This window comes from Nocardioides sp. TRM66260-LWL, assembly GCF_020075545.1.
Taxonomy (GTDB): domain Bacteria; phylum Actinomycetota; class Actinomycetes; order Propionibacteriales; family Nocardioidaceae; genus Nocardioides.
Window position 1 is genome coordinate 718,072 of the sequence record NZ_JAIQZK010000001.1, and the last position, 23,202, is coordinate 741,273.

The 23,202-nt window shown below is 70.6% G+C and carries 27 protein-coding genes; 21 read left to right on the forward strand and 6 right to left on the reverse strand.

All coding sequences use genetic code 11. The features are described from left to right. The first annotated feature begins 1 nt into the window (after nt 1). The 14 genes from K8Z61_RS03420 to K8Z61_RS03485 all read left to right on the forward strand — a co-directional run bounded on the left by K8Z61_RS03420 (nt 2) and on the right by K8Z61_RS03485 (nt 11,445). Nucleotides 2-841: a ParA family protein gene (locus K8Z61_RS03420; protein WP_224126656.1), complete on the forward strand. Its 840-nt coding sequence runs from the start codon at nt 2-4 to the stop codon at nt 839-841. Continuing rightward, complete coding sequence (locus K8Z61_RS03425; protein ID WP_224126657.1) at nt 838-2,535, forward strand: CpaF family protein; 1,698 nt, start codon at nt 838-840, stop codon at nt 2,533-2,535. Before K8Z61_RS03420 ends, K8Z61_RS03425 begins: the two co-directional genes overlap by 4 nt. Then, nucleotides 2,532-3,473 (forward strand): type II secretion system F family protein, encoded by a 942-nt coding sequence (locus tag K8Z61_RS03430; protein WP_224126658.1) that lies wholly within the window; start codon nt 2,532-2,534, stop codon nt 3,471-3,473. Before K8Z61_RS03425 ends, K8Z61_RS03430 begins: the two co-directional genes overlap by 4 nt. After that, nucleotides 3,470-4,384 (forward strand): type II secretion system F family protein, encoded by a 915-nt coding sequence (locus K8Z61_RS03435; RefSeq protein ID WP_224126659.1) that lies wholly within the window; start codon nt 3,470-3,472, stop codon nt 4,382-4,384. Before K8Z61_RS03430 ends, K8Z61_RS03435 begins: the two co-directional genes overlap by 4 nt. A 71-nt stretch (nt 4,385-4,455) precedes the next feature. Next, nucleotides 4,456-4,659, forward strand: coding sequence for a hypothetical protein (locus K8Z61_RS03440; RefSeq protein ID WP_224126660.1), 204 nt, complete (start codon nt 4,456-4,458; stop codon nt 4,657-4,659). Nucleotides 4,660-4,724: 65 nt separating this feature from the next. Beyond that, nucleotides 4,725-5,075, forward strand: coding sequence for a pilus assembly protein (locus K8Z61_RS03445; RefSeq protein ID WP_308116740.1), 351 nt, complete (start codon nt 4,725-4,727; stop codon nt 5,073-5,075). Then, a complete protein-coding gene (locus tag K8Z61_RS03450) occupies nt 5,072-5,521 on the forward strand; it encodes a TadE/TadG family type IV pilus assembly protein (protein WP_224126662.1) in 450 nt (149 codons plus the stop codon). Before K8Z61_RS03445 ends, K8Z61_RS03450 begins: the two co-directional genes overlap by 4 nt. Next, nucleotides 5,518-5,967: a pilus assembly protein TadG-related protein gene (locus tag K8Z61_RS03455; RefSeq protein ID WP_224126663.1), complete on the forward strand. Its 450-nt coding sequence runs from the start codon at nt 5,518-5,520 to the stop codon at nt 5,965-5,967. Before K8Z61_RS03450 ends, K8Z61_RS03455 begins: the two co-directional genes overlap by 4 nt. After that, nucleotides 5,964-6,434, forward strand: coding sequence for a hypothetical protein (locus K8Z61_RS03460; protein WP_224126664.1), 471 nt, complete (start codon nt 5,964-5,966; stop codon nt 6,432-6,434). The genes K8Z61_RS03455 and K8Z61_RS03460 overlap by 4 nt, the downstream gene beginning before the upstream one ends. A 57-nt stretch (nt 6,435-6,491) precedes the next feature. Continuing rightward, the gene (locus K8Z61_RS03465; protein ID WP_224126665.1) at nt 6,492-9,221 is read left to right on the forward strand and encodes a LysM peptidoglycan-binding domain-containing protein; all 2,730 of its coding nucleotides are present in this window, start codon (nt 6,492-6,494) and stop codon (nt 9,219-9,221) included. 22 nt (nt 9,222-9,243) lie between these two features. Beyond that, nucleotides 9,244-9,516 carry a hypothetical protein gene (locus tag K8Z61_RS03470; RefSeq protein ID WP_224126666.1) on the forward strand — a complete coding sequence of 91 codons (273 nt, stop codon included), beginning with the start codon at nt 9,244-9,246 and terminating at the stop codon, nt 9,514-9,516. Continuing rightward, nucleotides 9,513-10,076, forward strand: a complete 564-nt coding sequence (locus K8Z61_RS03475) for a hypothetical protein (protein WP_224126667.1) — start codon at nt 9,513-9,515, stop codon at nt 10,074-10,076. Before K8Z61_RS03470 ends, K8Z61_RS03475 begins: the two co-directional genes overlap by 4 nt. A gap of 83 nt (nt 10,077-10,159) precedes the next feature. After that, nucleotides 10,160-10,954 (forward strand): hypothetical protein, encoded by a 795-nt coding sequence (locus K8Z61_RS03480; protein WP_224126668.1) that lies wholly within the window; start codon nt 10,160-10,162, stop codon nt 10,952-10,954. Between the two features lie 11 nt (nt 10,955-10,965). Continuing rightward, complete coding sequence (locus K8Z61_RS03485) at nt 10,966-11,445, forward strand: hypothetical protein (RefSeq protein WP_224126669.1); 480 nt, start codon at nt 10,966-10,968, stop codon at nt 11,443-11,445. A gap of 375 nt (nt 11,446-11,820) precedes the next feature. Here the strand turns inward: K8Z61_RS03485 and K8Z61_RS03490 are convergent, their stop codons facing one another. The 6 genes from K8Z61_RS03490 to K8Z61_RS03515 form a co-directional block, all read right to left on the reverse strand. Continuing rightward, nucleotides 11,821-12,402 carry a hypothetical protein gene (locus K8Z61_RS03490; protein WP_224126670.1) on the reverse strand — a complete coding sequence of 194 codons (582 nt, stop codon included), beginning with the start codon at nt 12,400-12,402 and terminating at the stop codon, nt 11,821-11,823. A 139-nt stretch (nt 12,403-12,541) separates the two neighbouring features. Then, on the reverse strand, nt 12,542-13,183 hold the full coding sequence (locus K8Z61_RS03495) for a DUF305 domain-containing protein (RefSeq protein ID WP_224126671.1): 642 nt from the start codon (nt 13,181-13,183) through the stop codon (nt 12,542-12,544). Nucleotides 13,184-13,322: 139 nt separating this feature from the next. Beyond that, complete coding sequence (locus tag K8Z61_RS03500) at nt 13,323-13,871, reverse strand: hypothetical protein (RefSeq protein ID WP_224126672.1); 549 nt, start codon at nt 13,869-13,871, stop codon at nt 13,323-13,325. 28 nt (nt 13,872-13,899) lie between these two features. Further along, nucleotides 13,900-16,317: a heavy metal translocating P-type ATPase gene (locus tag K8Z61_RS03505; protein WP_224126673.1), complete on the reverse strand. Its 2,418-nt coding sequence runs from the start codon at nt 16,315-16,317 to the stop codon at nt 13,900-13,902. Between the two features lie 30 nt (nt 16,318-16,347). Continuing rightward, the gene (locus K8Z61_RS03510) at nt 16,348-16,512 is read right to left on the reverse strand and encodes a hypothetical protein (protein ID WP_224126674.1); all 165 of its coding nucleotides are present in this window, start codon (nt 16,510-16,512) and stop codon (nt 16,348-16,350) included. A gap of 72 nt (nt 16,513-16,584) precedes the next feature. Then, a complete protein-coding gene (locus K8Z61_RS03515) occupies nt 16,585-16,761 on the reverse strand; it encodes a hypothetical protein (RefSeq protein ID WP_170286128.1) in 177 nt (58 codons plus the stop codon). A gap of 347 nt (nt 16,762-17,108) precedes the next feature. On the opposite strand from K8Z61_RS03515, the gene K8Z61_RS03520 reads away from it, so the two are divergent. The 7 genes from K8Z61_RS03520 to K8Z61_RS19220 are packed head-to-tail and all read left to right on the forward strand — an operon-like array spanning nt 17,109 to nt 23,190. Beyond that, entirely contained in the window at nt 17,109-18,062 is a 954-nt protein-coding gene (locus K8Z61_RS03520; RefSeq protein WP_224126675.1) for a hypothetical protein, read from the forward strand. A gap of 49 nt (nt 18,063-18,111) precedes the next feature. Then, entirely contained in the window at nt 18,112-18,345 is a 234-nt protein-coding gene (locus tag K8Z61_RS03525) for a hypothetical protein (RefSeq protein WP_224126676.1), read from the forward strand. After that, nucleotides 18,342-19,187 carry a hypothetical protein gene (locus K8Z61_RS03530; protein WP_224126677.1) on the forward strand — a complete coding sequence of 282 codons (846 nt, stop codon included), beginning with the start codon at nt 18,342-18,344 and terminating at the stop codon, nt 19,185-19,187. The genes K8Z61_RS03525 and K8Z61_RS03530 overlap by 4 nt, the downstream gene beginning before the upstream one ends. A gap of 38 nt (nt 19,188-19,225) precedes the next feature. Beyond that, nucleotides 19,226-19,519 carry a hypothetical protein gene (locus K8Z61_RS03535; RefSeq protein WP_224126678.1) on the forward strand — a complete coding sequence of 98 codons (294 nt, stop codon included), beginning with the start codon at nt 19,226-19,228 and terminating at the stop codon, nt 19,517-19,519. Next, on the forward strand, nt 19,519-20,400 hold the full coding sequence (locus tag K8Z61_RS03540) for a hypothetical protein (protein WP_224126679.1): 882 nt from the start codon (nt 19,519-19,521) through the stop codon (nt 20,398-20,400). Before K8Z61_RS03535 ends, K8Z61_RS03540 begins: the two co-directional genes overlap by 1 nt. 1 nt (nt 20,401) lies before the next feature. Continuing rightward, a complete protein-coding gene (locus K8Z61_RS03545) occupies nt 20,402-21,199 on the forward strand; it encodes a hypothetical protein (protein ID WP_224126680.1) in 798 nt (265 codons plus the stop codon). Beyond that, nucleotides 21,196-23,190, forward strand: a complete 1,995-nt coding sequence (locus tag K8Z61_RS19220) for a type IV secretion system protein (protein ID WP_224126681.1) — start codon at nt 21,196-21,198, stop codon at nt 23,188-23,190. Before K8Z61_RS03545 ends, K8Z61_RS19220 begins: the two co-directional genes overlap by 4 nt. Nucleotides 23,191-23,202 lie beyond the last annotated feature (12 nt).

Here is a 23,202-nt window from a genome sequence, read left to right on the forward strand (position 1 = left end):
CGTGGCGCTGATCGTCCTGGCCTCCGCGAGCGGTTCGCCCGGCGTGTCCACCACGGCGCTTGGGCTCACCCTCAACTGGCACAGACCCGTGCTGCTGGTCGACGCCGACCCGACCGGATCCTCCTCGGTCTTCGCCGGCTACTTCCAGGGCGCCCAGCAGCCGACGGGCGGCCTGATCAACCTCGCCCTCTCCCTGCGTGAGGGAGGACTGGCCGACGCATTGCCCCGCGAGACGCTGCTGCTGGACCCCGAAGCGCCGGCCGAGCGCTCGGCCTGGTTCCTGCCCGGTATCCGGTCCCACGAGCAGGCCCCCAGCCTGATGCCCCTGTGGGATCCGCTCACCGAGCAGCTGCGCGCCCTCGAGCGCAACGGCCAGGACGTCATCGTCGACGCCGGCCGGCTCGGGGTCGCCGGCTGGCCCCAGCCGCTCATCGCCGTCTCCGACCTGACCCTGCTCGTCATCCGCAGTTCGCTGCCGGCACTGGCCGGCGCCACCAGCTGGGCCAAGACCCTGCGAGGACAGTTCGCCGCGGTCGGTGGCCTGTCTCGTCTCGGGGTCCTCCTCGTCGACGAGGAACGGCGCTGGCCCACGGTGCCCACCGGAGCCCGCGTCCGCCCCTACACCGCACGCCACATCGCCAAGGCCCTGCAGATCCCCGTGGTCTCTTCCGTGGACTGGGAGCCCGAGGTGGCCGAGGTCTACTCCCACGGCGCCCGCAAGCCACGCAAGTTCGAGTCCTCTGGACTGCTGCGCGGCTACCGAGCCAGCGCCGCGGCGATCGGTTCCATCCTCGGCGCCAACCAGGCCGCCCTCGCTCCCACGAACGGAGGCCACACATGAGCACCAACGGACACCACCCAGACAGCTCGGGGACCAACGGCCGTGACCCGCTGCGCGCCGACGAGTGGCTTGAAGCACGCCACGCCGCGACCCGCGAGCAGACCTCACCGTTCGCCCGCGGCCGCGGCGCCAACGGCACGCCGCCGCCTCCGCCGCCGGTCGTCGAGGAGCACGACCCGACCTCTCTGCCGATCTTCGCCGGTGAGTGGACTAGCGAGCAGCACGCAGCGGCACGGGAGGGTCGCGCTCGCTCGGAGTTCAGCCTGCGCCCGCTGGTGACGCCGGCGGAGGACCACAGCCACGACGCGGATGGCGCTGATTCACGGGAGGTCGAGCTGGACTGGGAGCTGATCGCGCAGTACCGCGCGGAGATCTCGACGCGACTGACCGCCCGGCTCGACAAGGAGGGTGGCCGGGTCACCGAGGAGGACCGCGAGCAGATGGGCCTCGACGTCATCGAGGAGTTCATCAAGTCCGAGGCCGAGACGCTGGTCTCCACCGGTCGGCCGCCATGGACGACCGGCCAGGAGAAGGCACTCAAGTCCGCCCTCCGCGCCGCCCTGTTCGGCCTCGGCCGCCTGCAGCCCCTGGTCGAGCGCGAGGACGTCGAGAACATCATCGTCATCGCCCGCGGCCCCGTCTGCTCGGTGTGGCTGGAGCTGCTCGACGGAACCCTGGTCGAGGCCGCCCCGATCGCCGACTCCGAGGGCGATCTGCGCGAGTTCCTCGCCGACCTCGGAGCCCGGCAGAACCGGCCCTTCACCGAGGCCCGCCCGCACCTGGACCTCCGGCTGCCCGGGGGAGCGCGGCTCGCGGCCGGCTCCTGGGTGATGGCCTACACCTCGGTCGTGATCCGGCGCCACGGCATGCGCGAGGTGTCGATGGACGAGATGGTCTACGACCGCAAGGCCTGCAGCCCGGTCCTTGCCGACTTCGCCGCCGGCTGCGTGCGCGCCGGCAAGAGCATCGTCGTCTCCGGCGTCCAAGGCAGCGGCAAGACCACCTGGGTCCGCGCCCTGGCTTCGTGCATCCCGCCCTGGGAGATGATCGGCACCTTCGAGACCGAGTTCGAGCTGCACCTGCACGAGCTCGTCGACCGGCACAAGATCGTCCACGCCTGGGAGCACCGCCCCGGATCCGGCGAGGTCGGCATCGACGGCCGCCAAGCCGGCGAGTTCAGCCTCGAGGAGGCCATCCACCACTCCTTCCGGTTCAACCTCGCCCGCCAGATCGTCGGCGAGGTCCGCGGCCCCGAGGTCTGGAACATGCTCAAGGCCATGGAGTCCGGCCCGGGCTCGATCAGCACCACCCACGCCCGCAGCGCCGAGCACACCATCGAGAAGCTCGTCTCCTGCGCCATGGAAAAGGGCCCCCAGGTCACCCGCGAGCTGGCCATCAGCAAGCTCGCCGCCGCGATCGACATCGTGATCTACCTGCGCTCGGAGGTCATCCCCAACCCCGACGGCACCTTCCGCAAGCAGCGCTGGGTCGAGGAGGTCCTGGTCGTCCAGCCCAGCATCGACGCCGCCAGGGGATACGCCACCACCCCGATCTTCGCGCCCAACCAGCTCGGCCAGGCCGTCGCGACCGGCAAGCTCGACAACTTCCTCGCCCAGGAGCTGGCCCGCCACGGATTCGACCTCGAGGCGTACACGGCCGAGTCCCAGGCCAACCCGGGGGTGGCCACCTCATGAGTACCGCATCGTCAGCGTTCCTGCCCGCCGTCTTCGGCGCCCTCATCGTCATCGGCCTGATCGGGATGGTCTACGCGCTGATCCCGGCGCCCCCGAAGCCGCCGCGGCCGGTGCGGGCCCTCACCCCGTTCGGGCGGCTGGGGAAGTGGTTCGTCCGGCTCGATCGGCGCACCCGGATGCTGATGGGCGGCGGTTCCGTGGCCGGTCTCCTGGTCGCGTTGGTGACCGGCTGGGTGATCGCGATCGTGCTCGTCCCGGCCGGGATCATCGGTATCCCGCTGCTACTCACGCCTCCGCCGGCGGCCGCCAGCATCGAGAAGCTTGAGGCGCTCGAGGAGTGGACGCGGTCCCTCTCAGGCAAGCTGACCGCCGGCCAGTCCCTGCGCTCGGCGCTGATCAAGTCCCTGCAGTCCGCGCCGGCGCCGATCGAGCGCGAGGTCGGACTGATGGTCTCCCGGCTGTGGGACAACACCACGACCACCGAGGTCGTGCTACGAGCCTTCGCCGAGGACCTCAACGACTCCACCGGCGACGTCGTGGCCAGCCAGCTGATCCTGGCCGCCAGCGGCCGTGGCCAGGCCGGTCTGTCGAAGGCCCTGGACGCCCTGGCCGAGACCGTCGCCTCAGACGTGCGCGCCCGCCGCCAGATCGCCGCCGACCAGGCCAAGCCCCGCACCACCGCCCGCACCGTCACCGTGATCACCCTCGGGATGCTCGGCATGCTCGCCTTCACCGGCGACTACATCGAGCCCTACGGGACACCGCTGGGCCAGGTCATCCTCGCCGTCCTTCTCTCCGCCTACGTGGCCACGCTGCTGTGGATGCGCCGGATGGCGGTCGCCAAGCCGCTCCCGAGGTTCCTCGACCTCCCGGCCCGCAACGCGCACCGTGCCGCCCAGCGCACGGCACCGGTCGAGAACCAAGAAGCACTCGCATGACCGGCCTGCAGATTGCCCTCGCCAGCGGTGCCCTCCTCGGGCTGGCCCTCGCCCTGCTCGTGTGGCGTCTCGCGCCGTCTGACCCTGATCTGGTCGATGCCCTGGACCGTCTCTCGCCCGACCACGTCGTCCCTCGCCGCACCGCCCACGGCCTCGACGACGCCGCAACCGACACTGGATCGGCCGTCGACCGGATCGGTCTGTGGGCGATGAAGAACCTGCCCGGTGGTGCCTGGGCACACACGCCCCGCAAGGACCTGGCGCTCCTGCAGATCAGCGAGACCCGGTTCTACGGCGAGAAGGTCGTCTGGGCGATGCTCGGCCTGATCATGCCGCCGCTGCTGGCCGCGTTCTTCACGATGATCGGTCTCCCGCTGCCGTTCGCGATCCCCACGCTCGGCTCGCTGGCCCTGGCCGCCCTGTTCTGGTTCATGCCCAACTACAACGCCACCGATGACGCCAAGAAGGCGCGCATCGAGTTCAACCGCGCCCTCGGCGCCTACATCGACATGGTCGCCACCGGCGTCCGCGACGGCTCCAGCGGCCAGCAGGCGCTGCGCTCGGCCGCCGAGGTCGGCGACACCTGGGTGTTCAAGCGGATCGAGAGCGAGCTGCGCCGCGCCCGCTACATGACCCGCGCACCGTGGGACTCCCTGCACCGTCTGGCCGACGAGCTCGGCGTCCCCGAGCTCGACGACCTCGCCGACATCATGCAGCAGTCCGGCCAGGACGGAGCCCAGATCTACAACAATCTCCGGGCCCGCGCAGCCGCACTCCGCTCGGCGATGCTCAGCGCCGAGGTCGGCAAGGCCAACGCCACCTCCGAGCGCATGTACATCCCCGCCAGTCTGCTTGGCGTCGTCTTCATGGCGATCCTCGTCGCCCCCTCGATGCTCCGCTTCACCACCTGACCGACCTCACACCGACCGCGAGAACCCCGGTCACCCAGACCGCAACACCCGAACAGGAAGGAAGAACCCCGATGTTGAAGCTCTTCATCGCCCTCCAGTTGGCGGCGCTCACCGTACTCGCTTCCCTAGAGGACCGCGTCACCAGGCAGCGCGACGAGCGCGGCTCCGTCACGATCGAGCAGGTCATCTGGGCCGGCGCAGTGATTGTCATCGTCGGCATCGTCGTCGCGGCCATCAAATTCTTCGTGACCAGCGAGTCCGCCAAGATCAAGTAGCCGGAACCGACCTCGCCATGTTCGCCAGCCTCCACCGCCGCCGCAGCCGGGACGAGCGCGGGTCAGTGACCATCCAGATGGTCTTCCTGATGCCCGCGCTCTTCCTGCTGATGTTCCTCGGCCTCCAGGGCGCCCTGTACTACCACGCGAAGCAGGTAGCGCTCGCGGCCGCGCAGGAGGGCGCCCGCGAGGCAGGCAGCGAGACCGGCACCCGAGAGTCCGGTCTGGCAACGGCGAACACCTTCCTCAACCACGCCGGCGGCTCCGACGTGATGACGTCGACGAGCGTCTCGGGGTCACGCACCACGACCACCGCGACGATCACGGTCACGGGCAAGTCCCTGAGCGTGATTCCGGGGTGGCACGTCACCGTCTCCCAGAGCGCCAGCGTGCCGGTCGAGAGGCTCACCGAATGACCAGGTGGACCAGCTGGCGGCGCAGGCGCCGGGACGAGCGCGGATCGGTGGCGATCGAGGCCGCGATCGGCGTCCCGGCCTTCGGCCTGTTCATCGCGATGATCATCCTCGGCGGCCGCGTGGAGATCGCCAAGCAGTCGGTGGAGGCAGCAGCCTACGAAGCAGCCCGAGCCGCCTCCATCGAGCGGACCCAGAACGAGGCGATCAGCTCTGGCAAGTCCGCGGCCACCAGCAGCCTGCACGACCAGGGCCTGCAGTGCGCGACCACCAACGTCACGGTCAACGCTGCGGCGTTCAACGCGCCACTGGGCACCACCGCCCAGGTGACGGCCACGGTGACCTGCAAGGTCGACGTCGCCGACCTGGCCATCCCCGGCCTGCCGGGGACCAGGACGATCACCGCGACCGCCAGCAGCCCCGTCGACGCCTACCGGGAGCGCCGATGATCAGCCAGCTGCGCCGCCTCCTGGCGGGCCGGGCCCGCGACGAGCGCGGCTCCATCAGCGTGTGGTTCGCGACCGCCTCGTTCGCGATGATCATTCTCGTCGGGATGGCCGTCGACCTCGGCGGCAAGGTTCACACCCAGCAGCAGGCCCGCAGCGCCGCTGCCCAAGCCGCCCGCACCGGCGCCCAGGAGGTCCAGGGCTCGACCGCGGTGCGCGGCGAGGACCTCCGCGTCGACATCAACGCCGCCAAGGCGGCCGCGATGGACTACCTCCACGCCGCCGGCGTGGAAGGCAACGCGCGCGTCGTCGACGGCGACACCCTGATCGTCACCACCACCGACTCCTACACCAGCAAGTTCCTCGGGATCATCGGCCTGGACACCATGCAGGTCACCGGGGAGGCGTCCGCGCGGCTCATCCGCGCCGAAGGAGGCATCGAGAGATGACCACGCCCACCCACCCCACCCTGGGCCAGCGGCTCACCGGACTCGCGGCCGCGGCCGCCGTGCTCGGCATCCTCGTCGGGCTCCCTGCCCTGTTCCTCGCCATCGGTGCCAGCCCGATCCCCGACCAGGTCCCGACCCTGGACAGCATCAAGAACGCGCTCCTGGCGCCCGACGACGGCACGCTCGTCCTCGGCCTGTTCAAGGTGGTCGGCTGGGCCGCGTGGGCCTTCATGGCGCTCAGCCTCGTCGTGGAGGCCATCGCACGGCTCCGCAACATCCAGGCGCCCCAGCTGCCGGGCCTCCGGCTGCCGCAGGCCGGCGCCCGGAACCTGATCGGGCTCGCGGCACTGCTGTTCATCGCCGCACCCATCACTGCCCAGGCAGCCACCGCCGCTCCCGCCGCTGCCGCCCCGGCCGCGGTGAGCCACGTCCACGCCGGCGCCGTCGACCAGGCGCCCGTTCAGTAGGACGTCAAGGTCGAGACGAAGCAGGAGCGCCAGGCGCCCAAGACCGTCGACCACGCCGTGAAGCCGGGGGAGAGCCTCTGGTCGATCGCCGAGGACCACTTCGGCGACGGAGCCAGGTACAAGGAGATCGCCGAGCTCAACCGCGACCTGCTCGGCGCGCAGCCGAGCTTCCTCGAGCCCGGCTGGGTGCTCAAGCTGCCCGCGCCCCAGGTCAATGACGCCCCCGCACACCAGTACGGCGTCCAGGCCGGCGACACCCTCAGCCGAATCGCGCAGGAGCAGCTCGGTGACGCCGACCGGTGGCCGGAGATCTACCAGGCGTCGGCCGGCATCGATCAGCCCGGCGGAGTGCAGCTGACTGACCCCGACGTCATCGACGTCGGCTGGACGCTCAACATCCCCGGCGCCGCCAACCAGCAGCAGCCGCGTGAGGTCGAGCCCGAGAACCCCGTCAGCCCCGAGGACCAGCAGCCCGTCGACCCGCCGGCCGAGGAGAAGCCGCCGGTCGTCCAGGAGCCCGACGTGCCGGAGGTGCCCGAGACTGCGGCACCTGAGACTGAGGCACCCGAGGTCGCGCCGCCCCAGGCCGAGGAGCCGGCGGCGGCCGCCGAGGTCGACCAGGTCGACGACAGCGACGACTCGATCCTCGAGGCACCCTGGGTCCTCGCCGGTCTCACCGGCGGGGGCGTGCTGCTGTCCGGGGCCCTGCTGATGGCCCTGCGCTCGCGCCGACGCGCCGCGTTCCGCAACCGGCCGCCCGGCCGTGCGATCGCCGCCCCGTCGCCGGAGCTCGCGCCGGTGGAGATGACCCTGAACGCCACCGGCGCCGCCGCGGCCGCCACCGTGGAGTTCGCCGACGAGGCGCTGCGTCGCCTCGCGGCCGCCGTCGGCGCCCAGGGCACCACGATGCCGCCCCTCGCGGCCGTGGAGCTCGGGCACGGCAAGCTGACCCTGCACCTCAGCGCGCCGGCCACCGTCCCCGCGCCCTGGGTGGGCAGCCCCGACCAGACCCACTGGCACGTCACCACGGACACCGACGTCGACCAGCTCGGTCCCGACACCGACACCGTCGAGCCGCCCTACCCGCTGCTGGCCACCATCGGCATGAGCGACACCGGCGAGACCTGGCTGCTGAACTGTGAGGAGCTGTCCACCCTCACCATCAGCGGAGACCCCACCTACGGCCGCGACTTCGCCCGCCACCTCGCCGCCCAGCTGGCTGTGAACCCGTGGTCGCGTCGGGTGCAGGTCGACTGCATCGGCGTGGCCGAGGAGACCGTCGCCATGGACGAGCGGATCAGCTTCTACCCGACTGGGGCAGCCGGGTCGCCGGCAACCGCGGAGATCCTCGCGGCCGCGGTCACCACCGTCGACCGGGCCAAGCGCCACGACACCGACGTGTCCACGGCCCGCACCGGCAGCGTCGACGACGACACCTGGCCGGCCCGGATGCTCCTGGTCGACGCCGCCGCCGGAGATCCCGAGGACCTCGAGCAGCTGCTGCAACTGGTCACCGACCACGTCGGACAGTCGGCAACCTCCATCGTCGTCGCCGGCGAACGCCCCAACACCCCGGGCGCCGTCCTGCACATGACCAACACCGGCCGCGTCGTCCTCGAGCACGCCGGCCTCAACCTCATCGCCGTCGGCCTCACCAGCGACGAGGCCCGCGGCTGCGCCCTGGTCTACGCCCAGAGCGAGACCCCGGAGTACGTCGACACCCCGGTGGACGAGACCGCCACCGACGGCTGGGAGGCCTACACCGACACCTCCGGCGCCCTGCGCCGCGAGTACACCCTGCCGCGCAACACCCCCGCGGACGCCGTCGACGAGCCGATTTCCTCCCTCCTCGAGGGCCAGGACGAGGAGTACATCCGCGAGAGCGCGATCGTGCAGGAGGACCTCGAGGCGCTCGCGCCCAAGGTGCCGGCCCACGTCCGCGCCGAGGTCGAGGAGAAGGACCCCGACCTGGACCAGGACATCGCCGACTGGTTCTCACCCACCTGCGACCGGCCCCGGCTCACCCTGCTCGGTCCGGTCTCAGCCCGAGCCCACGGCAAGGCGCTGGCCAAGCGCAAGCCGTACTTCACCGAACTGCTGGCGTTCCTCGCCCTGCACCGCAAGCACGGCGCCACCCGCGAGCAGATCCGCGAGGCGTTCTCGATCTCCGACGGCAAGGTGCGCGACTACACCAACATCGTCCGCGACTGGCTCGGCACCAACCCCCGCACAGGCGAGGACCACCTGCCCTACGCCGACAAGGCACCGGCCGCGAAGGTCACCGGCGTCAACGTCTACCAGGTCGACGACGGCCTGCTCGTCGACCTGGACCTGTTCCTCCGGCTCCGCAAGCGCGGCCAGGCCCGAGGCGGCGCCGAAGGCGTCGCCGACCTCTGCACCGCGCTCGAGCTGGTCGGGGAAGCCCAGCCGTTCAGCCAGCTGCGCGAGGAGGGATGGTCCTGGCTGGCCAACGAGCCCGACCGCGTCGACCTCATGGCCGCCGGATGGATCGCCGACGTCGCGCTCATCGTCGTCACCGAGGCACTCGCGGCCGGTGACCTGGTCAAGGCCCGCTCCGCGGCCTACGTCGCCAACCGGGCCGACCCCGACGGCGAGAGCACCCGACTGTGCCTGGCACACGTCATGAAGGCCGAGGGCGACCAACTCGAGGCCGACCGGATCCTCCGCGAGGAGATCTGCAACCGGTCCGACGACGGCGACGCCCCCATGGAACTGTCGGAACGCACGAAGACCATCATCCGTACACACGGCTGGCTCGCGAGCTGACTCGGGAAGGGAGCCCCAGCACATGACAACGTTCGACCAGGAGCTCACCGGCCGCTACGCCGCGGCCGGCGGAGACCGTCCCGACCCGGACGCCCGACGTATCGCCCGGGCCGTGTTCGTGCGCGACACCATCCGCACCCTCTACAACGCCGACAAGAAGTTCGGCATCGACCCGGCCGACAACGGCTCGCTCGCCGAGCTCGTCGACGCCGCCGAAGAGCACCTCGAGCACATCGCCAACGACGTCAGCAGATCCGTCACCACGCTGCCCCACACAGGAGGAGACACCGCATGAGGAAGCACCACTCCGCACTCGGGGGAGTGGCCCTCGCGCTCGCTCTGGCCCTCAGCGGCTGCGGCGGCGACGACCCCGACCCCGAGGTCAAGGAGACCCCCACCCAGTCGCCCTCACCGACACCCACCAGCACGCCGACCCCGAAGACCCCCGAGGAGAAGGCCGCGGCCCAGCTGGAGGCCTACCTCGAGGTGAGAGACATCGCCTACCGAAAGCGGACGATCGACTTCAAGACTCTGAACCCGGTCGCGACCGGCGATGAGTTCCTGCAGCTGCAGCACGCGGTGGCGAGCATGACCCTGAAAAAGGTCACGGTCGAGGGCGAGTACACGCACACGCTCGACGAACCGCGGAACCGTGGGAAGGAGATGCTGATCATCGACTGCGAGGACCGCACGGGCGTGACGTGGAAGAACGACGGCGCGGTTCGGCAGCCCGACTTCACGGATCCGAATGGGAAGCCGCTTCGCAACCCAGCACCGGTCGAGTACACGCTGGTCAAGGACAAGGGCGTGTGGAAGGTCTCCGACTCAGACCTGCTGTGGGACCAGCCATGCTGAGGCGACTCGTAGCACTCATCGTTGCGTTGGCGGGATCGCTCGTAATCGTGTTCGCAACAGCGTCGATCGCCAGCGCGGACTGCGTGGCCGACCCGGTCACCGGAGAGGTTCACTGCGAAGAGGGCGAGGGCGGCAACAACGGCGGCGGCAACGGGAGCACCGGCGGCTCATCGACCTGCAAGTACAACGGGAAGGAGATCCCGTGCACGGGCCCGGGAGGCTCGGTCTGGAGTAGCAAGTATGCGTGCTGGATCGGCGAGCGCGGTCCAGACGACATGGTCCCGCCGGAGGGCCAGACCAAGGAGGACGGGTGGTGGCATGTCTGCTACTTCCCGCCGCCGGGCTCATCGTGGGAGTACATGTGGATCGAGACCGGTGAGGTCGGCATCAACCCGGTGGTCCTCGCCGAGCGAGCGATCGCCTCGATGGACCTGGACCCGATCAAGATCGGCATCGTTCCCGAGTCGGGCGCCAACCGTGCCGGGCTGGTCGGCCTCCCGGTATGGATGTGGGTCGACAGCCCGACTGAGGACACGTTCGGTCCGATCACCCGCTCCGCCAGCGAGGGATCGGTTTCGGTCAGCGCGACAGCCAGCGTCTCCAATGTCGTGTGGAACATGGGCGACGGCACCAAGGTGACCTGCACGGGCAAGGGCACGCCGTACGCAGATCACTACGGGAAGCAGCCCTCGCCGACCTGCGGCCACCGCTACGCGAAGATGTCGTCGGACCAGCCCGACGGCGCCTACCAGGTCACCGCCACGAGCCACTGGGTGGTGGAGTGGACCGGCGGCGGCCAGTCCGGAACCATCGAGTTCGACCTGACCACCGACCCGCTGCCCATCCGCATCGGGGAGGCCCAGGTGCTCACGCAGTGATGGGCGTAGACGTGGAGAACGTGTGGGCGCGGCTCACAGAGCTGCCGAGCATGCCGCCCCGGATGGGCCTGTTCACGACCCTGTCCGAGTGGCTGAACCGGGGGATCGACCCGCGGCCGCAGATGTACGACATGGCCCCCACCTGGCGGGCCTTCAAGGCCGGCCTGCTCCAGCCCGGGAACCCGGTTCAGTACCCCCGGCTGACCGGGTGGGCGCTGGACGTCGGCCGAGCTCGTGACGTCAGGATCATCGAGGCCCCGGAAGGTCGGTTCGTCGCCGAGCCCCCGGTCGTCGTGGAGGGCGAGTTCGTCGACGACCACCCGGCGGCGTGGATCGAGCGCCTGGCCAGAGACGGCGAGGCGATCGTCGCGGTGGGGGAGCAGGGACCGGATGCGTTCTCGAGCTTCGCCGAGTGGAGCGGGACATGGCACATGGGCGTCATCACTGTGGCGACCTACATGAGTCCACGAGGGGTTGGCGTCACCCCGTAGAGCACCGATCACACGAAGCAGGTCCCCGTCCTCGAGCAGGACGGGGACCTGCGTCGTTCACCCGCCCGCGGCTGCTGCTGGACGTGAAAGAGCCCCAGGCGTCTCGGGTCACCTGGGGCTCTTGGGCCAAGTAGAGCACGCACCCTGCGGTCGGCGCCGGGGAATCGGAAATCGCGGGGCAGGGTCTCTGCGGCCGGGGCCGCGAGGCCGACGTCGAGGCCGCGACAGCCTCCCGCGCCCGGTCGATCGCCGCCCGAAATCGTGTCGAGATGCAGGAAAGATGGATGCCGCGCCCGCGGGACAGTTTGGTGAGATCGGTCCTTCAGTGGCTCGTCGTCAAAGTAGGCAATCGCCCGACCTGGTATGGGCGTTGGGTCAGGGAAGGGTCAGCTGGATCTGCTGGTCGGGTTCGAGCTGCAGGTTGGCGGGGTCGCCGGGCACGGGGGTGCCGCTGCTGGTCACCTTCACCTTTTCGCCGGCGTTCGCCTTGGCGCCACCGATCTGTGTCGGCGTGAGTGCGATGCCCCACTGGGTGAACAGCTGGCCGAGGGTGAACTTCTCCCCGACGGTGTGGGCTTCGATGTGGATGGTGCCGTCGCCTTCGTGGGTGTGGACCGCGGACATGGCGCCGGTATCGGGGTCGACGCCGATGTTGGGTGGGACGGGGACCGGTTGGCCGTCGATGGTGATGGTCAGCGTGGGGTGGTAGTGCTCGGCGGTTCCCATGGGGCCGAGGTCGAGGCCGGCGGCGGCGACTCGCGCGGGAACGTCGCTGGGTGCTGGCCATGGCGGGAGCGACGTGTCGTCGGGTACAACGCCGGCGGAGCTCGACGAGCTCGAGCTGGTCTCGCTGGTGGCATCGGTGGCTGTCGGGTCCGTGCCGCATCCGGCGGCGGTGAGGGTGAGGACTGCTGTGACGGCGGCGGCCGCCAGTTGAGCGTGGGTGGGTTTGTTCACGGGGTGTCGTTCCTCTGCTGTGGTGGCGTGCCTCGGCTGCGGCTGCGGCTGCGGTTGCGGTCGCCGGGTGTGCGGGCATGTGGGGGCACAGGGACGGGCGGACGCCACCGGCACGGTGACGTCCGCCCGCGCTGCGGGCTCAGGAGTCGAGGAGGCTCTGCATCGTGTCGATCTCCTGCTGCTGGGCGTCGATGATCTGGCCGGCGAGGTCGACGGCGTCCTTGAACTGGCCGTCTTCCTGCTCGGTCTCGGCCATCTCGATGGCGCCTTCGTGGTGCTCGATCATCATCTCGAGCCACATGTCCTGGAACTCGGCGTCGGAGGCGTTCTCGAGGGCGTCCATGTCTTCGGAGGTCATCATTCCGGGCATGTCGTCGTGGCCCATGTCGTCCATGTTGTCGGACATGTCGCCCATGTCGTGGCCGGAGTTGACGTGGTCGCGCATGGTCTCGGGGACGTCTTCGCCCCACTGGGTGAGCCAGTCGGCCATGGTCTCGATCTCCGGGCCCTGGGCGTCGCGGATGTCTTCGGCGAGGGCCTGGACCTCGGGGTCGAGGTCGCGCTTCAGGGTCAGGTCAACCATCGAGAGCGCTTGGGCGTGGTGGGTGATCATGTCGCTCGCGAAGGCGACGTCGGCGTCGTTGTGCTCGGTGGTGCTGACCTCGGTCTGGCTGGCCGCGTCGGTGGTGTCCTCGCCGCAGGCGGTGACGCCGGCGCCGAGGAGGAGGGTGAGCGCGACGGCGCCGAGGGTGCGCGTACGGGTCTTGGTGTTGGTGTGCATGCGAGTTCTCCTGGAAGTCAGGTAGTCAGGTGGGGTGTTGCGGGCAGGCCGCGGCGACACCCGGCCGGCCCGCTGGCGTCGACCCGCGGAGTGGAAGCTCAGGGTCGGGTGCAGCGGTGGCGGGTGGTCGCAGGGCCTGTCAGCACCTGATGACGGAGAACTGCCACTCATGGGGTGGCCCAGTGCCACGCACCCAGCACAGCACCCGTTCGCGGACGGCTGCGGGCATGAACGCCTCCGGCTGCAGCCGCCGGCGGAAGCCGGTGGTGAGGAGTGTCAGCAACATGAGCGATGCAGCGGCGAGCATGACGACGCACAACATCACCATGCTCGCCATGCCGTGACCCGAGCCGGGACCGGGGTCAGCACCGGCGTCAACGCTGGACCCGGGGGCTGCCATCGAGGACTGCGTCGCGGTGGAGTGGGTGTGTCCGTCGTGCGAGTCCCCCGAGGCCATCGCTGCCTCGTGAGCAGAAGTCACGGCCGCCGCACCCGTCATGCTCATCGTGCTCGAGGCAGTCACGGGAGGTGCGGGAGCGCCGTGGTTGGCAAGGGCGTGCATGCCGAGGATGCCGAGGACCAGGGCCGCTACGAGGACGGCCACTGCGCTGCGGCCGGTCAGCCGCGCAGCCAGCCGCACCCGCAGGGAGTTGCGGGTGCGGCGGCTCGTCGCGGGCACGGGGCTCATCGGCTTCGATGGTACGGAGACACTGATGTCAGCCCAGCCGCTGGGTCCGCAGCCTGAGCGCGTTGATGATGACGCTGACCGACGAGAGAGCCATCGCGGCCGCGGCGATGACCGGGGACAGCAGCCACCCGAACACCGGGTACAGCACGCCGGCGGCGATGGGGATGCCGGCGGTGTTGTACCCGAACGCCAGCACCAGACCGCGGCGGACGTTGCCCATGACGGCGTGGGAGAGCGCGCGGGCGTGGGCGATGCCGTTGAGGTCGCCGCGGAGCAGAGTGACCCCGGCGGATTCGATGGCGACGTCGGTGCCGGTGCCCATCGCGAGTCCGACGTCGGCTGCGGCGAGCGCGGGGGCGTCGTTGACGCCGTCGCCGGCGAACGCGACGACGCGGCCCTCGGAGCGGAGGCGGTTGACGACGTCGGCCTTGTGGTCGGGCAGCACCTCTGCCTCGACCCGGTCGATGCCGAGGTCGGCGGCAACCGCGGCGGCGGTGACCTGGTTGTCGCCGGTGAGCATGATGACCTCGATGCCCTCCTTGCGCAGCGCCGTGAGCGCGGCCGGGGTGGTGTCCTTGACCTGGTCGGCGATGCCGATGACGCCGGCTGGGGTGCCGTCGATGGCGACGAGGACGGCGGTCGCGCCGGTGCGACGCAGCTGCTCGGCCTGGTCGGCCAGGGCGGCGGGGTCGATGTCCTGGCTCGTGAGGAACCCGGCGGTCCCGATGAGCACCTTGCGGCCCTCCACGATGCCGCGGACGCCCTTGCCGGCGGGTGCGTCGAAGTCAGCGACCTCGGGCAGCCTGCCTGCGCTGGACTCGATCCCGGCTACCAGGTTGGATTGGGCCTTGTTGACGATGGCGCGAGCCAGCGGGTGTTCCGAGGCGTTCTCCACGGCGGCCGCGAGCCGCAGCAGCTCTTCGGCGGTGTGCGTGTGGAACCCCTCGGCGAGCTCGACGGCGACGACGGCGGGTTTGCCCTCGGTCAGGGTGCCGGTCTTGTCGACGACGACGGTGTCGACCTTCTCCATCCGCTCGAGCGCTTCGGCGTTCTTGATGAGGACGCCCATCTGGGCACCGCGCCCGACGCCGACCATGATGGACATGGGTGTGGCCAGGCCCAGGGCACACGGGCACGCGATGATCAGGACGCTGACCGCGACGACGAGCGCGTGAGCCAGCTTCGGGTCGGGGCCGACGATGGCCCAGATGATGAATGCGAGCACGGCGACGCCGATGACGGCCGGCACGAAGACTGCTGCAACTCGGTCGACGGCGCGCTGAATGGGTGCGCGGGAGCGCTGGGCTTCAGCCACCATGTTCACGATGCGGGCCAGCATGGTGTCGCGACCGACCGCGTTGGCGCGCACCAGCAGGGCGCCGGTCTGGTTGAGTGTTCCGCCGATGGCGTTATCACCGACGTTCTTGGTGACGGGCATGGACTCGCCAGTGACCAGGGACTCGTCGACAGCGGACTTGCCGTCCTCGACGAGCCCGTCGACCGGGACCTTCTCGCCGGGGCGAACGCGCAGCATGTCCCCGATCTCAACCTGGTCGAGGGTGACTTCCTCCTCGGTGCCGTCCTCGCGGACGCGGCGCGCGGCCTTGGGCGAGAGATCCAAGAGGGCCTTGATGGCGCCGGAGGTCGCTTCGCGCGCGCGGAGCTCGAGGACCTGCCCGAGAAGAACGAGGGTGGTGATGACGGCGGCGGCCTCGAAGTACACCTCGACGGCCCCGTCCTCACGGAACGCGGCAGGGAAGATGCCCGGCGCGACGGTGGCGACGACGGAGAACAGCCACGCGACGCCCGTGCCCATCGCGATGAGCGTGAACATGTTGAGGTTCCGGGTCCGCACCGACGCCCAGCCGCGGACGAAGAACGGCCACCCGGCCCACAGCACCACCGGGGTCGCAAGCACGAGCTGGGTCCACGCCGACGCGGTGGCGGAGATGTTGTCGTGCAGCCACGGGACGAGGTCGCGGCCCATGCCGAGGATCACGACCGGGATGGACAGGACGACGCCGACCCAGAAGCGGCGGGTCATGTCTCGCAGCTCCTCGGACGGCCCGGTGTCCGCGGTGACGATGACGGGCTCGAGGGCCATCCCGCAGATGGGGCAGGTTCCGGGGCCGTCCTGCCGGATCTCGGGGTGCATCGGGCAGGTGTACTCGACCACCTCGCCCTCACTGGGGGTCGGCTGCACATGTCCGGGCTCAGTTGCACGCCCGGCGTGGTCACCTTCGGCATGGTCTGAGAAGCCACGGTCGATGTATCGGTCAGGGTCGGCGAGGAACTTGCCCTTGCAGCCAGCTGAGCAGAAGTAGAACTGCTCACCGCTGTGCTCGACTGCGTGTTCGGCCACGGCCGGGTCGACCGTCATGCCGCACACCGGGTCGGTGACCTGGTCCGTGGTGGCCGCGTCGGGACGATGGGTGTGCGTGTTCATGTCTTCAGCATACCCCCCTAGGGTATACGGTCAAGGCAGCTCGACGTCGAACAAGGCCAGCATGGCCAGGGCATCGCTGACGTGTCCGAGGTTGCCGGCGGCGGTTCCCTCGGAGTCCGGGACGGGACGCTGATCGGCTTCCTCCCGAGTGGTGGCCGCTCCGTTCTTCTCGATGTCCTCGATCAGCCAGTCCATGCTCCCCGAGCATCTGCATCTCGCTGGAGTGATCGCCGGGTAGGGCGTAATGCCCACGATCAGAGGTCCGGACTACGCCTCCTCTACGAGCTGGAAGCTCGGGATGGCCTCGTCAGCACCCACGCTGTGACCGAACCCAGTGCGCTGGAACAGTCGTCCTTCGTGCTCGAAGGTCTCTATGCCTGCCGGCACCTCGACCACCATGTTGATACCCGCTCCGAGAAGCCTGATGCGCTGTGTGTCACTCATGCGCACGATCATGCTCCCGCAAGTGAGTTAGCGCTGAGGCCCATGCGCGCGCGGCCGTTCTCCCGGTCGGACGTCGATGACGAAGCCGTCCGTGAAAGTCCACTCGATTAGTAGATCTTGACCGTGACAGCGAGTTGTCACGATTCGCTGCGTCTCGACAAATCGGGGCGCGCAAGGGGGTCGGCCGAAACTTCTTGAACTTTCGGGGGGACGCCCTCTGACCTGCGGAAACGCGCGTCCCCCTCAGCGTCCCCCCTCCAAATCAGGGCTTTGGGGGGGACGGATGCGGGGACGCCCGCTCGCGACCTTTCTGCCGTGCTCAGTCACGGACGAAAGGAGCGAGTGCGATGAGTGTGGGCGACCAGCTCGGCCTCGACGACAACAGCGAACTGCTCGACCAGGCCCGCCAGAAGTGGCCGGCCTGGGTGGCAGCGGATCCCCGGCTCGGGGTCGTCGAGAAGTTCGACGAGCTGCGTGCCTGGCTGCCCTCGGTGGACAGCTCAGCCTCTGACGAAGTCCTCCTGGCGCTGGCCATGCTCGCGGCCCCCGACGGTGGTGACGACATCGCCGCGGCGGCCGCGCTCGCCAAGTGCCTGCTGCCCGGTGCGTGCCGGCTTGCCGGCTGGCTGAGCACCCTGCCTCCCCGCGAGGTCTTCCGGGACAGCCAGCCCGTCGCCGCCGGCTCCTGGTCAGCCGTCGAGCGGATCGACGAGCTCGTGGCCTCCCAGCTGTGGATCGAGGTGCGGACCTTCAAGTGGCGCCGTCTGCGCAAGGTCGCCGCGAACATCTTGATCAACACCCGGGTCGGGGTGCTCCGCGAGGTCGGCGACTTCTTCCACGTCTCCCGCGCCGACCGCACCTGGGCGAACACCACCCTTGTCGAGTCGTTCTCGACCGGCGACCTGGACGCCTCGGACGGGGCGGCGTGGAGCAAGGGCGAGCTGGCGACCGAGCCGGTCGCCGGCGCCCTGCGGCACCGGCCCGAGATCCTGGCCGACGCCGGTCCCGAGCAGGAGGAGCCGTCGGCCACCGAGGAGCTGCTGGAGCTGCTGGCGTGGGCCTGCGAGAACCAGGTGATCAGCGCGGCCGACCGCTACCTGCTGCTGTGCCTGGTCGACGAAGCCGACCGGATCGAGACCCGCAACCTGACTCGCGGCTACGGCGGCCTGCTCAGCAACGAGGTGTCCAGCCGCGTCGCACCCCGCATCGGGGTGTCTGAGGCCACCGTCCGTCGCCACGGCTCGCGCACCGTGCGCGCCCTCGCCGCGGCCGCTCCGAGGAAGTTCGGCCATGACGAATGAGCGCAACCGTGATCGCTCCCACCGCCCCGCGACACATAGGCGACTGGAGGTGGTGAAGCCCATGACAAACACCCAGGACGACGGCGAGAGCCGGACGCCGGAGCAGATCGCCGAGCTGTTCGCGATCGCCGGCCGCGAGACCGAGGCGATCGAGCGGCTGACCGGCTGCGTCGCCCAGCTGCACGAGGTGCAGGCCGCCAAGGCACAGCTGGCCAGCCTCACCCCGGCCGAGGTCCGTGCCGCGCTCGAGTACCGCCGCGGCGGCCTCGGGGAGGCCCAGTGAGCACGCAGACCTCGAGCCGCCCGGTCGGCGTCGACGAGCTCAAGCGGGCCTGGAACGCGGTGAGCGCAGGCGAGTTCCGGACCGGCCCTGGCGCCGGCAAGGGACCCCGCGGCCGCGGCACCGCCGCTGCGGACAACTGGAGCCCGGCAGCGGGGGAGCACACCATCGCCGTGATCGGCTGCGCCGGTTCGGTCGGGGCCAGCACCGTCGCCCTGGCCGCCGGCCTGGCGGCCGCCAGCCCGGTCCGGGTCATCGAGTGCTGCTCGGTCACCGCCTCCGGTCTCGCCGCGGCCAGCACCGCCGAGCTCGGCCTGCACCCGACCGACTGGCGCCAGGGCAAGCGCGACCACGTCCTGCTCGAGCGGGCCAGCGAGGTCCTCGCCGGCGTCGACGAGGTTCCGCTGCCGACCGAGTCCGAGCACGAGACCCAGCTGACCATCCTCGACATCGGCTGGGAGGCCGGCCAACTTCTGGCCACCGACTGCTGGCTCGCCGAGGCCGTCCGCACCGCCGACCAGATCGTTCTGGTCACCACCGCCACCGTCCCCGGGATGCGCCGCGCCTCAGTCGCGCTCGAGCTGCTGGCCAACCACTGGCAGCCCGAGCAGATCACCCTCGCCGTGCGCGGTCCGCGCCGCAAGAAGTGGCCCCGGGGCCTCGAGCACGCAGGCGGGCCCGCCGTACGGCGCGCCCTGGTCGCAGACCGGTGCGTGGAGATCCCCGAGGACCGCGAGCTCGCGGTCAACGGCCTGGACTCCCGGCCCGTCCCGGCCCCCCTGATCTCGGCAGCCCGCCAGCTGCTCGAGCCCGCACACCTGTCCGACACCAGCGAAAGCGCCTGACCCACCGGGGGTCAGCAACCCAGAAAGGAAGTCCACCCATGGACGTCATGACCGCTGTTCTCCCGATGGCCGCCAAGGTCTGCCCGAAGGCACCCCCGGGTGCTGTCGGACCCACCAACGAGATCACCAGCTACGTGCTGTGGGGCGTCATCGTCCTGTTCGGTCTCGGCATCATCATCGCCATCGGCGCGATCATCGCCGGCCGGGTGTTCTCCCTGCCGCACGCCTCCAAGGTCGGCGTGATCTCGGTGGTCGTCGTGTTCGCTTGCGCGATCGCCTACCTGGTCCTGCCCGGCATGCTCAACGGGATCCTCGGCAAGGGCTGCATCTGATGCGGCGCGCAGCCACGAAGAAGGCCGAGGCCACCACCGAGTGGGGCCGGCGCCGGCTGCTCGGCATCCTCGCCGCCGCCGTCGCCGTGGCTGTGCTCCTGCTGGTCGGCCTCGTCTACGCGGTGTACCTGGCGATCGCCGGTATCGGGGACGAGGCGAACGCGAACACCGGCGTGGCCACCGGCGAGACCGACCACTCGACGGTGGCCCGCGGTGCCGCACACCGCGACGACATCGCGGCCGAGCCGATGCTGAGCGTCCCCGAGAGCGCGGCCTTCCCCGCCGAGACCACCAGCACCAAGGCCCCGGAGATCAAGATCCCGACCGGGACCGGAGTCAACGGACCCGCGTTCGTCATGACCGGGTTCCCGCAGACCCCCGAGGGCGCGATCGGCCAGCTCGCCCAGATCGACCTCGCGGTGCTGCAGTCGATGAGCCTGAGCACCGCCGAGGAGGTCTACAACGCCTGGGCGCTGCCCGGAGGGGTCCGGGCGGAGGACTGGTGGATCACCGCCAGCGTCCGCGCGTTCCTCTCCAGCACCGGGATGGGCGAGGTCAAGGACCCCAGCGCCTCGGTCTCCCTGGAGCCCGCCGCCGCGCTCGTCAAGGGCACCGACGGCCCCGACTGGGCCACGGTCTGCGTGCTGATGAAGGTCAGCGCCACCTACAAGTCCGAAGGCCAGATCGCCTTCGCGCACTGCGAGCGCATGCAGTGGGTCGGCGGCCGCTGGATGGTCGCCCCCGGCGCCCCGCCAGCACCTGCGCCCGCCACCTGGCCCGGCACCCAGCTGGCCCACGAGGCCGGCTGGCGCACCTGGTCCACCGACCACACCGAACCCACCAACCCCGGCGACCACGGACACCACGAAGGGGAGCACTGAGATGAGCAACCGCATGAACGACTCGATGGGGGAGTCCCGCACCACCCTGCTGCGCGTGGGCGTCCTGGTGATGATCGCCGCCCTGGTGGCGACCGCCGTCTGGCTCGGAGCGCGCAGCCGGACCGACGACAGCGGCAGCACCGACAAGACCAGCGGCGACTCCTCGAGCCAGACCGGGCAGCAGGGGCAGAATGTCTCGGTCGACCAGGTCGCCCCGGAGACCGCCCCCGCCGACGGCGTGGTGATCCCGACCGGCGCCGAGGTGGTCGACGGCCACCCGACCCGCTTCCCGGCCACGGACCTCGGTGCGGTCGCGCTGCAGGTCGAGGTCGCCAAGGCACAGCTCGGGTTCGACTACGACCAGGCCGCCGCCGTCGCCGGCCTGTACTCCGCCGCCGAGGACAAGGCGGTCTTCGAGCAGCGGGCCCGCGACGCCGTCGCGCTGCGCCGCCAGCAGGCCGGCGTCCCGAAGGAGGGCGACGTCCCGCCGCCGGCCTCGTACGCCGTGACACCGATCGCCTACACCCTCGAGGAGCTCGACACCGGCTACTACGCGGTGAACCTGCTCAGCTACGTCACCCTCACCACCGCCAACGGCAAGGTCAGCGATGGCCTCTATGCCGGCACCCAGCTGATGCGCTGGACCGAGGTCGACGGAGTAGGGGACTGGCGCCTGGTCCAGGGCAGCGATGAGGACATCGACCACCTGGTCTCCACCGGCCAGCCTCAGGCGGTCGCGCCGGGCACCCCGGAGTACAAGCAGGCCGGCTGGATCCCGATCAACGGAGCGCCCCAGTGACCGCCGCTGTCGTCGACCGAGTGACCAGGCTGGGCATCGCCGCGCTGGCCGTCCTCGTCCTCACCACGCTCCTCGGTGCCGCCACCGCGCTGCAGCCGCCCGCCGCGGCCGCGGCCGAGCCGGTGGCCCGCACGGCCGCCACGACGGCCCAGTCCGCTCCGGTGGCGGCCACCGGCCAGCTGCCGGCCCGCGACGTCAAGATGGGCTGCCCCGGCCCGGACGCGCTGTGCGACCTCGGCGGCGACGCCGTCGACTGCGCCAAGGACCCGATCGACTGCGGCAAAGACGCTGCCGGCGAGGTGAAGGACGGCGCCGGGAACGTGATCAACGGCGCCGGCGACGTCCTCGACGGCGCGACCGGACTGCTCCCGGACGGCTGCGGCATCCTCGACGCGATCTGCGACGGCGGATTGCCTGGACTCCCGGGCCTGCCGGGTGTCCCCGGGATCCCCGGTATCCCTGGCCTCCCGAACGTCGGCGACCTGTTCGGCGGCGGCATCCCCGGCCTGGGTGACATCCCCAACCCGTTCGAGGCCATCGGCGACGTCATCGCCAAGGCCGCGGCCGATGCCTGGACCGCAGCCATGCTCGCGGTCTGGAACTCCGGCCTGTTCGTGCTGCGCATCGTGCTCACGTTCAGCGAGCTGTTCTTGACCCCCGACCTGCGCGCCGACGGACCGGGCAAGGACGTCTACGCCTTCACGCTCTGGCTCGCGCTCTCCCTGGTGGTCATCTTGGCGATGATCCAGCTGGGAGCTGCCGCCTTCAAGCGCGAAGGGAAGGGCCTCGCGCGGGCGTTCATCGGCGCCGGCCAGTTCGTCGTGGTGTGCGCATGCTGGTTCGGCTACTGCGTGATGATCGTCGCTGCCTGCGGCGCCATCACCAAGGCGCTGATGAAGTCGCTGCTCAAGGTGCAGACCTGGCCCGACTGGGACCCCCTGGGCGGTCTCGGCATCGACGACATCACCGACGCCGGCGTGGCCACCGCGCTCGCGTTCCTCGGGATCTTCCTGTGGCTGGCCGCGATCGGGCACGTCCTGGTCTACCTCGCGCGCGCCGCGTCGCTGCTGGTGCTGACCGCCACCGGCCCGCTGTCGGCGGCCGGGCTGGTCGCCGACTTCACCCGCTCCTGGTTCTGGAAGTCGCTGCGCTGGTTCCACGCCGCGGCGTTCACGCCGGTGCTGATGGTGATGGTGCTGGGCATCGGCGTGCAGTTCGCCAACGGTGTCGCCGCCCACCTCGCCGACGACACCGCCAAGGCGTTCGGCACCGCACTGCCGGCGGTGATGACGATCTTGATCAGCGTCGTGGCGCCGCTGGCGCTGTTCAAGCTCCTGGCCTTCGTCGACCCGGGCACCCCCAGCGGAGCGTCGTTCCGACAGGGCATGGCCATCCAGGGTGGCCTCCAGGGCCTGCTCGGGGGCGGTGCCGGCGGAGGCTCCTCGGCCGCGTCGACCACGGATGCCAACGGCCGGTCTTCGGGTGAGCAGAGCGCGGAGGCCTCGACCGGTGACCGGTTCAACAAGTCGACCCAGGGCCTCCTCGGCAGCTTCGGGCCGGTCGGACAGGCGCTGTCGACCGGCATGGGCTGGATCAACTCCGCCGGCGCCAAGGCGACCTCGCTGATGTCGGACGAGACCAACCAGGCCGGCGTCGGGCAGAGCACCTACGGCCCGGACTTCAGTGGCATGGGAGGCCGTCAGTCCGGCGGCCAGTCCGGCGACCAGAGCAGCGGAACACACCCCGGTTCGCAGGGGGGCGGGGACGACGACCCGCAGATGCCGACTCCGCCCATGACGCCTGCTCCGCCGACACCTCCGACGCTGCCCACCGGCGGTGCGCCTGGTGGCGGCTCGGGTGGCGGTCAGGGCGGCGCTGGTGGTGCCGGAGCAGCTCCCAAGACCCCGGCCGCCGGTGGCGGTGGGGGAGCGGCGGGCGGCGCCGGTGGTGCCGGCGCGGCCGCCGGCGGGATCCCCCCGGTGGCGGTGTAGCGATGCGCCGCC

Coding starts and splice junctions, on each gene's coding strand:
- K8Z61_RS03425 (WP_224126657.1), top strand. CDS start 838: ATGAGCACCAACGGACACCACCCAGACAGCTCGGGGACCAACGGCCGT.
- K8Z61_RS03430 (WP_224126658.1), top strand. CDS start 2,532: ATGAGTACCGCATCGTCAGCGTTCCTGCCCGCCGTCTTCGGCGCCCTC.
- K8Z61_RS03435 (WP_224126659.1), top strand. CDS start 3,470: ATGACCGGCCTGCAGATTGCCCTCGCCAGCGGTGCCCTCCTCGGGCTG.
- K8Z61_RS03440 (WP_224126660.1), top strand. CDS start 4,456: ATGTTGAAGCTCTTCATCGCCCTCCAGTTGGCGGCGCTCACCGTACTC.
- K8Z61_RS03450 (WP_224126662.1), top strand. CDS start 5,072: ATGACCAGGTGGACCAGCTGGCGGCGCAGGCGCCGGGACGAGCGCGGA.
- K8Z61_RS03455 (WP_224126663.1), top strand. CDS start 5,518: ATGATCAGCCAGCTGCGCCGCCTCCTGGCGGGCCGGGCCCGCGACGAG.
- K8Z61_RS03460 (WP_224126664.1), top strand. CDS start 5,964: ATGACCACGCCCACCCACCCCACCCTGGGCCAGCGGCTCACCGGACTC.
- K8Z61_RS03470 (WP_224126666.1), top strand. CDS start 9,244: ATGACAACGTTCGACCAGGAGCTCACCGGCCGCTACGCCGCGGCCGGC.
- K8Z61_RS03475 (WP_224126667.1), top strand. CDS start 9,513: ATGAGGAAGCACCACTCCGCACTCGGGGGAGTGGCCCTCGCGCTCGCT.
- K8Z61_RS03495 (WP_224126671.1), bottom strand. CDS start 13,183: ATGCACACCAACACCAAGACCCGTACGCGCACCCTCGGCGCCGTCGCG.
- K8Z61_RS03500 (WP_224126672.1), bottom strand. CDS start 13,871: ATGAGCCCCGTGCCCGCGACGAGCCGCCGCACCCGCAACTCCCTGCGG.
- K8Z61_RS03505 (WP_224126673.1), bottom strand. CDS start 16,317: ATGAACACGCACACCCATCGTCCCGACGCGGCCACCACGGACCAGGTC.
- K8Z61_RS03510 (WP_224126674.1), bottom strand. CDS start 16,512: ATGGACTGGCTGATCGAGGACATCGAGAAGAACGGAGCGGCCACCACT.
- K8Z61_RS03515 (WP_170286128.1), bottom strand. CDS start 16,761: ATGAGTGACACACAGCGCATCAGGCTTCTCGGAGCGGGTATCAACATG.
- K8Z61_RS03520 (WP_224126675.1), top strand. CDS start 17,109: ATGAGTGTGGGCGACCAGCTCGGCCTCGACGACAACAGCGAACTGCTC.
- K8Z61_RS03535 (WP_224126678.1), top strand. CDS start 19,226: ATGGACGTCATGACCGCTGTTCTCCCGATGGCCGCCAAGGTCTGCCCG.
- K8Z61_RS03540 (WP_224126679.1), top strand. CDS start 19,519: ATGCGGCGCGCAGCCACGAAGAAGGCCGAGGCCACCACCGAGTGGGGC.
- K8Z61_RS03545 (WP_224126680.1), top strand. CDS start 20,402: ATGAGCAACCGCATGAACGACTCGATGGGGGAGTCCCGCACCACCCTG.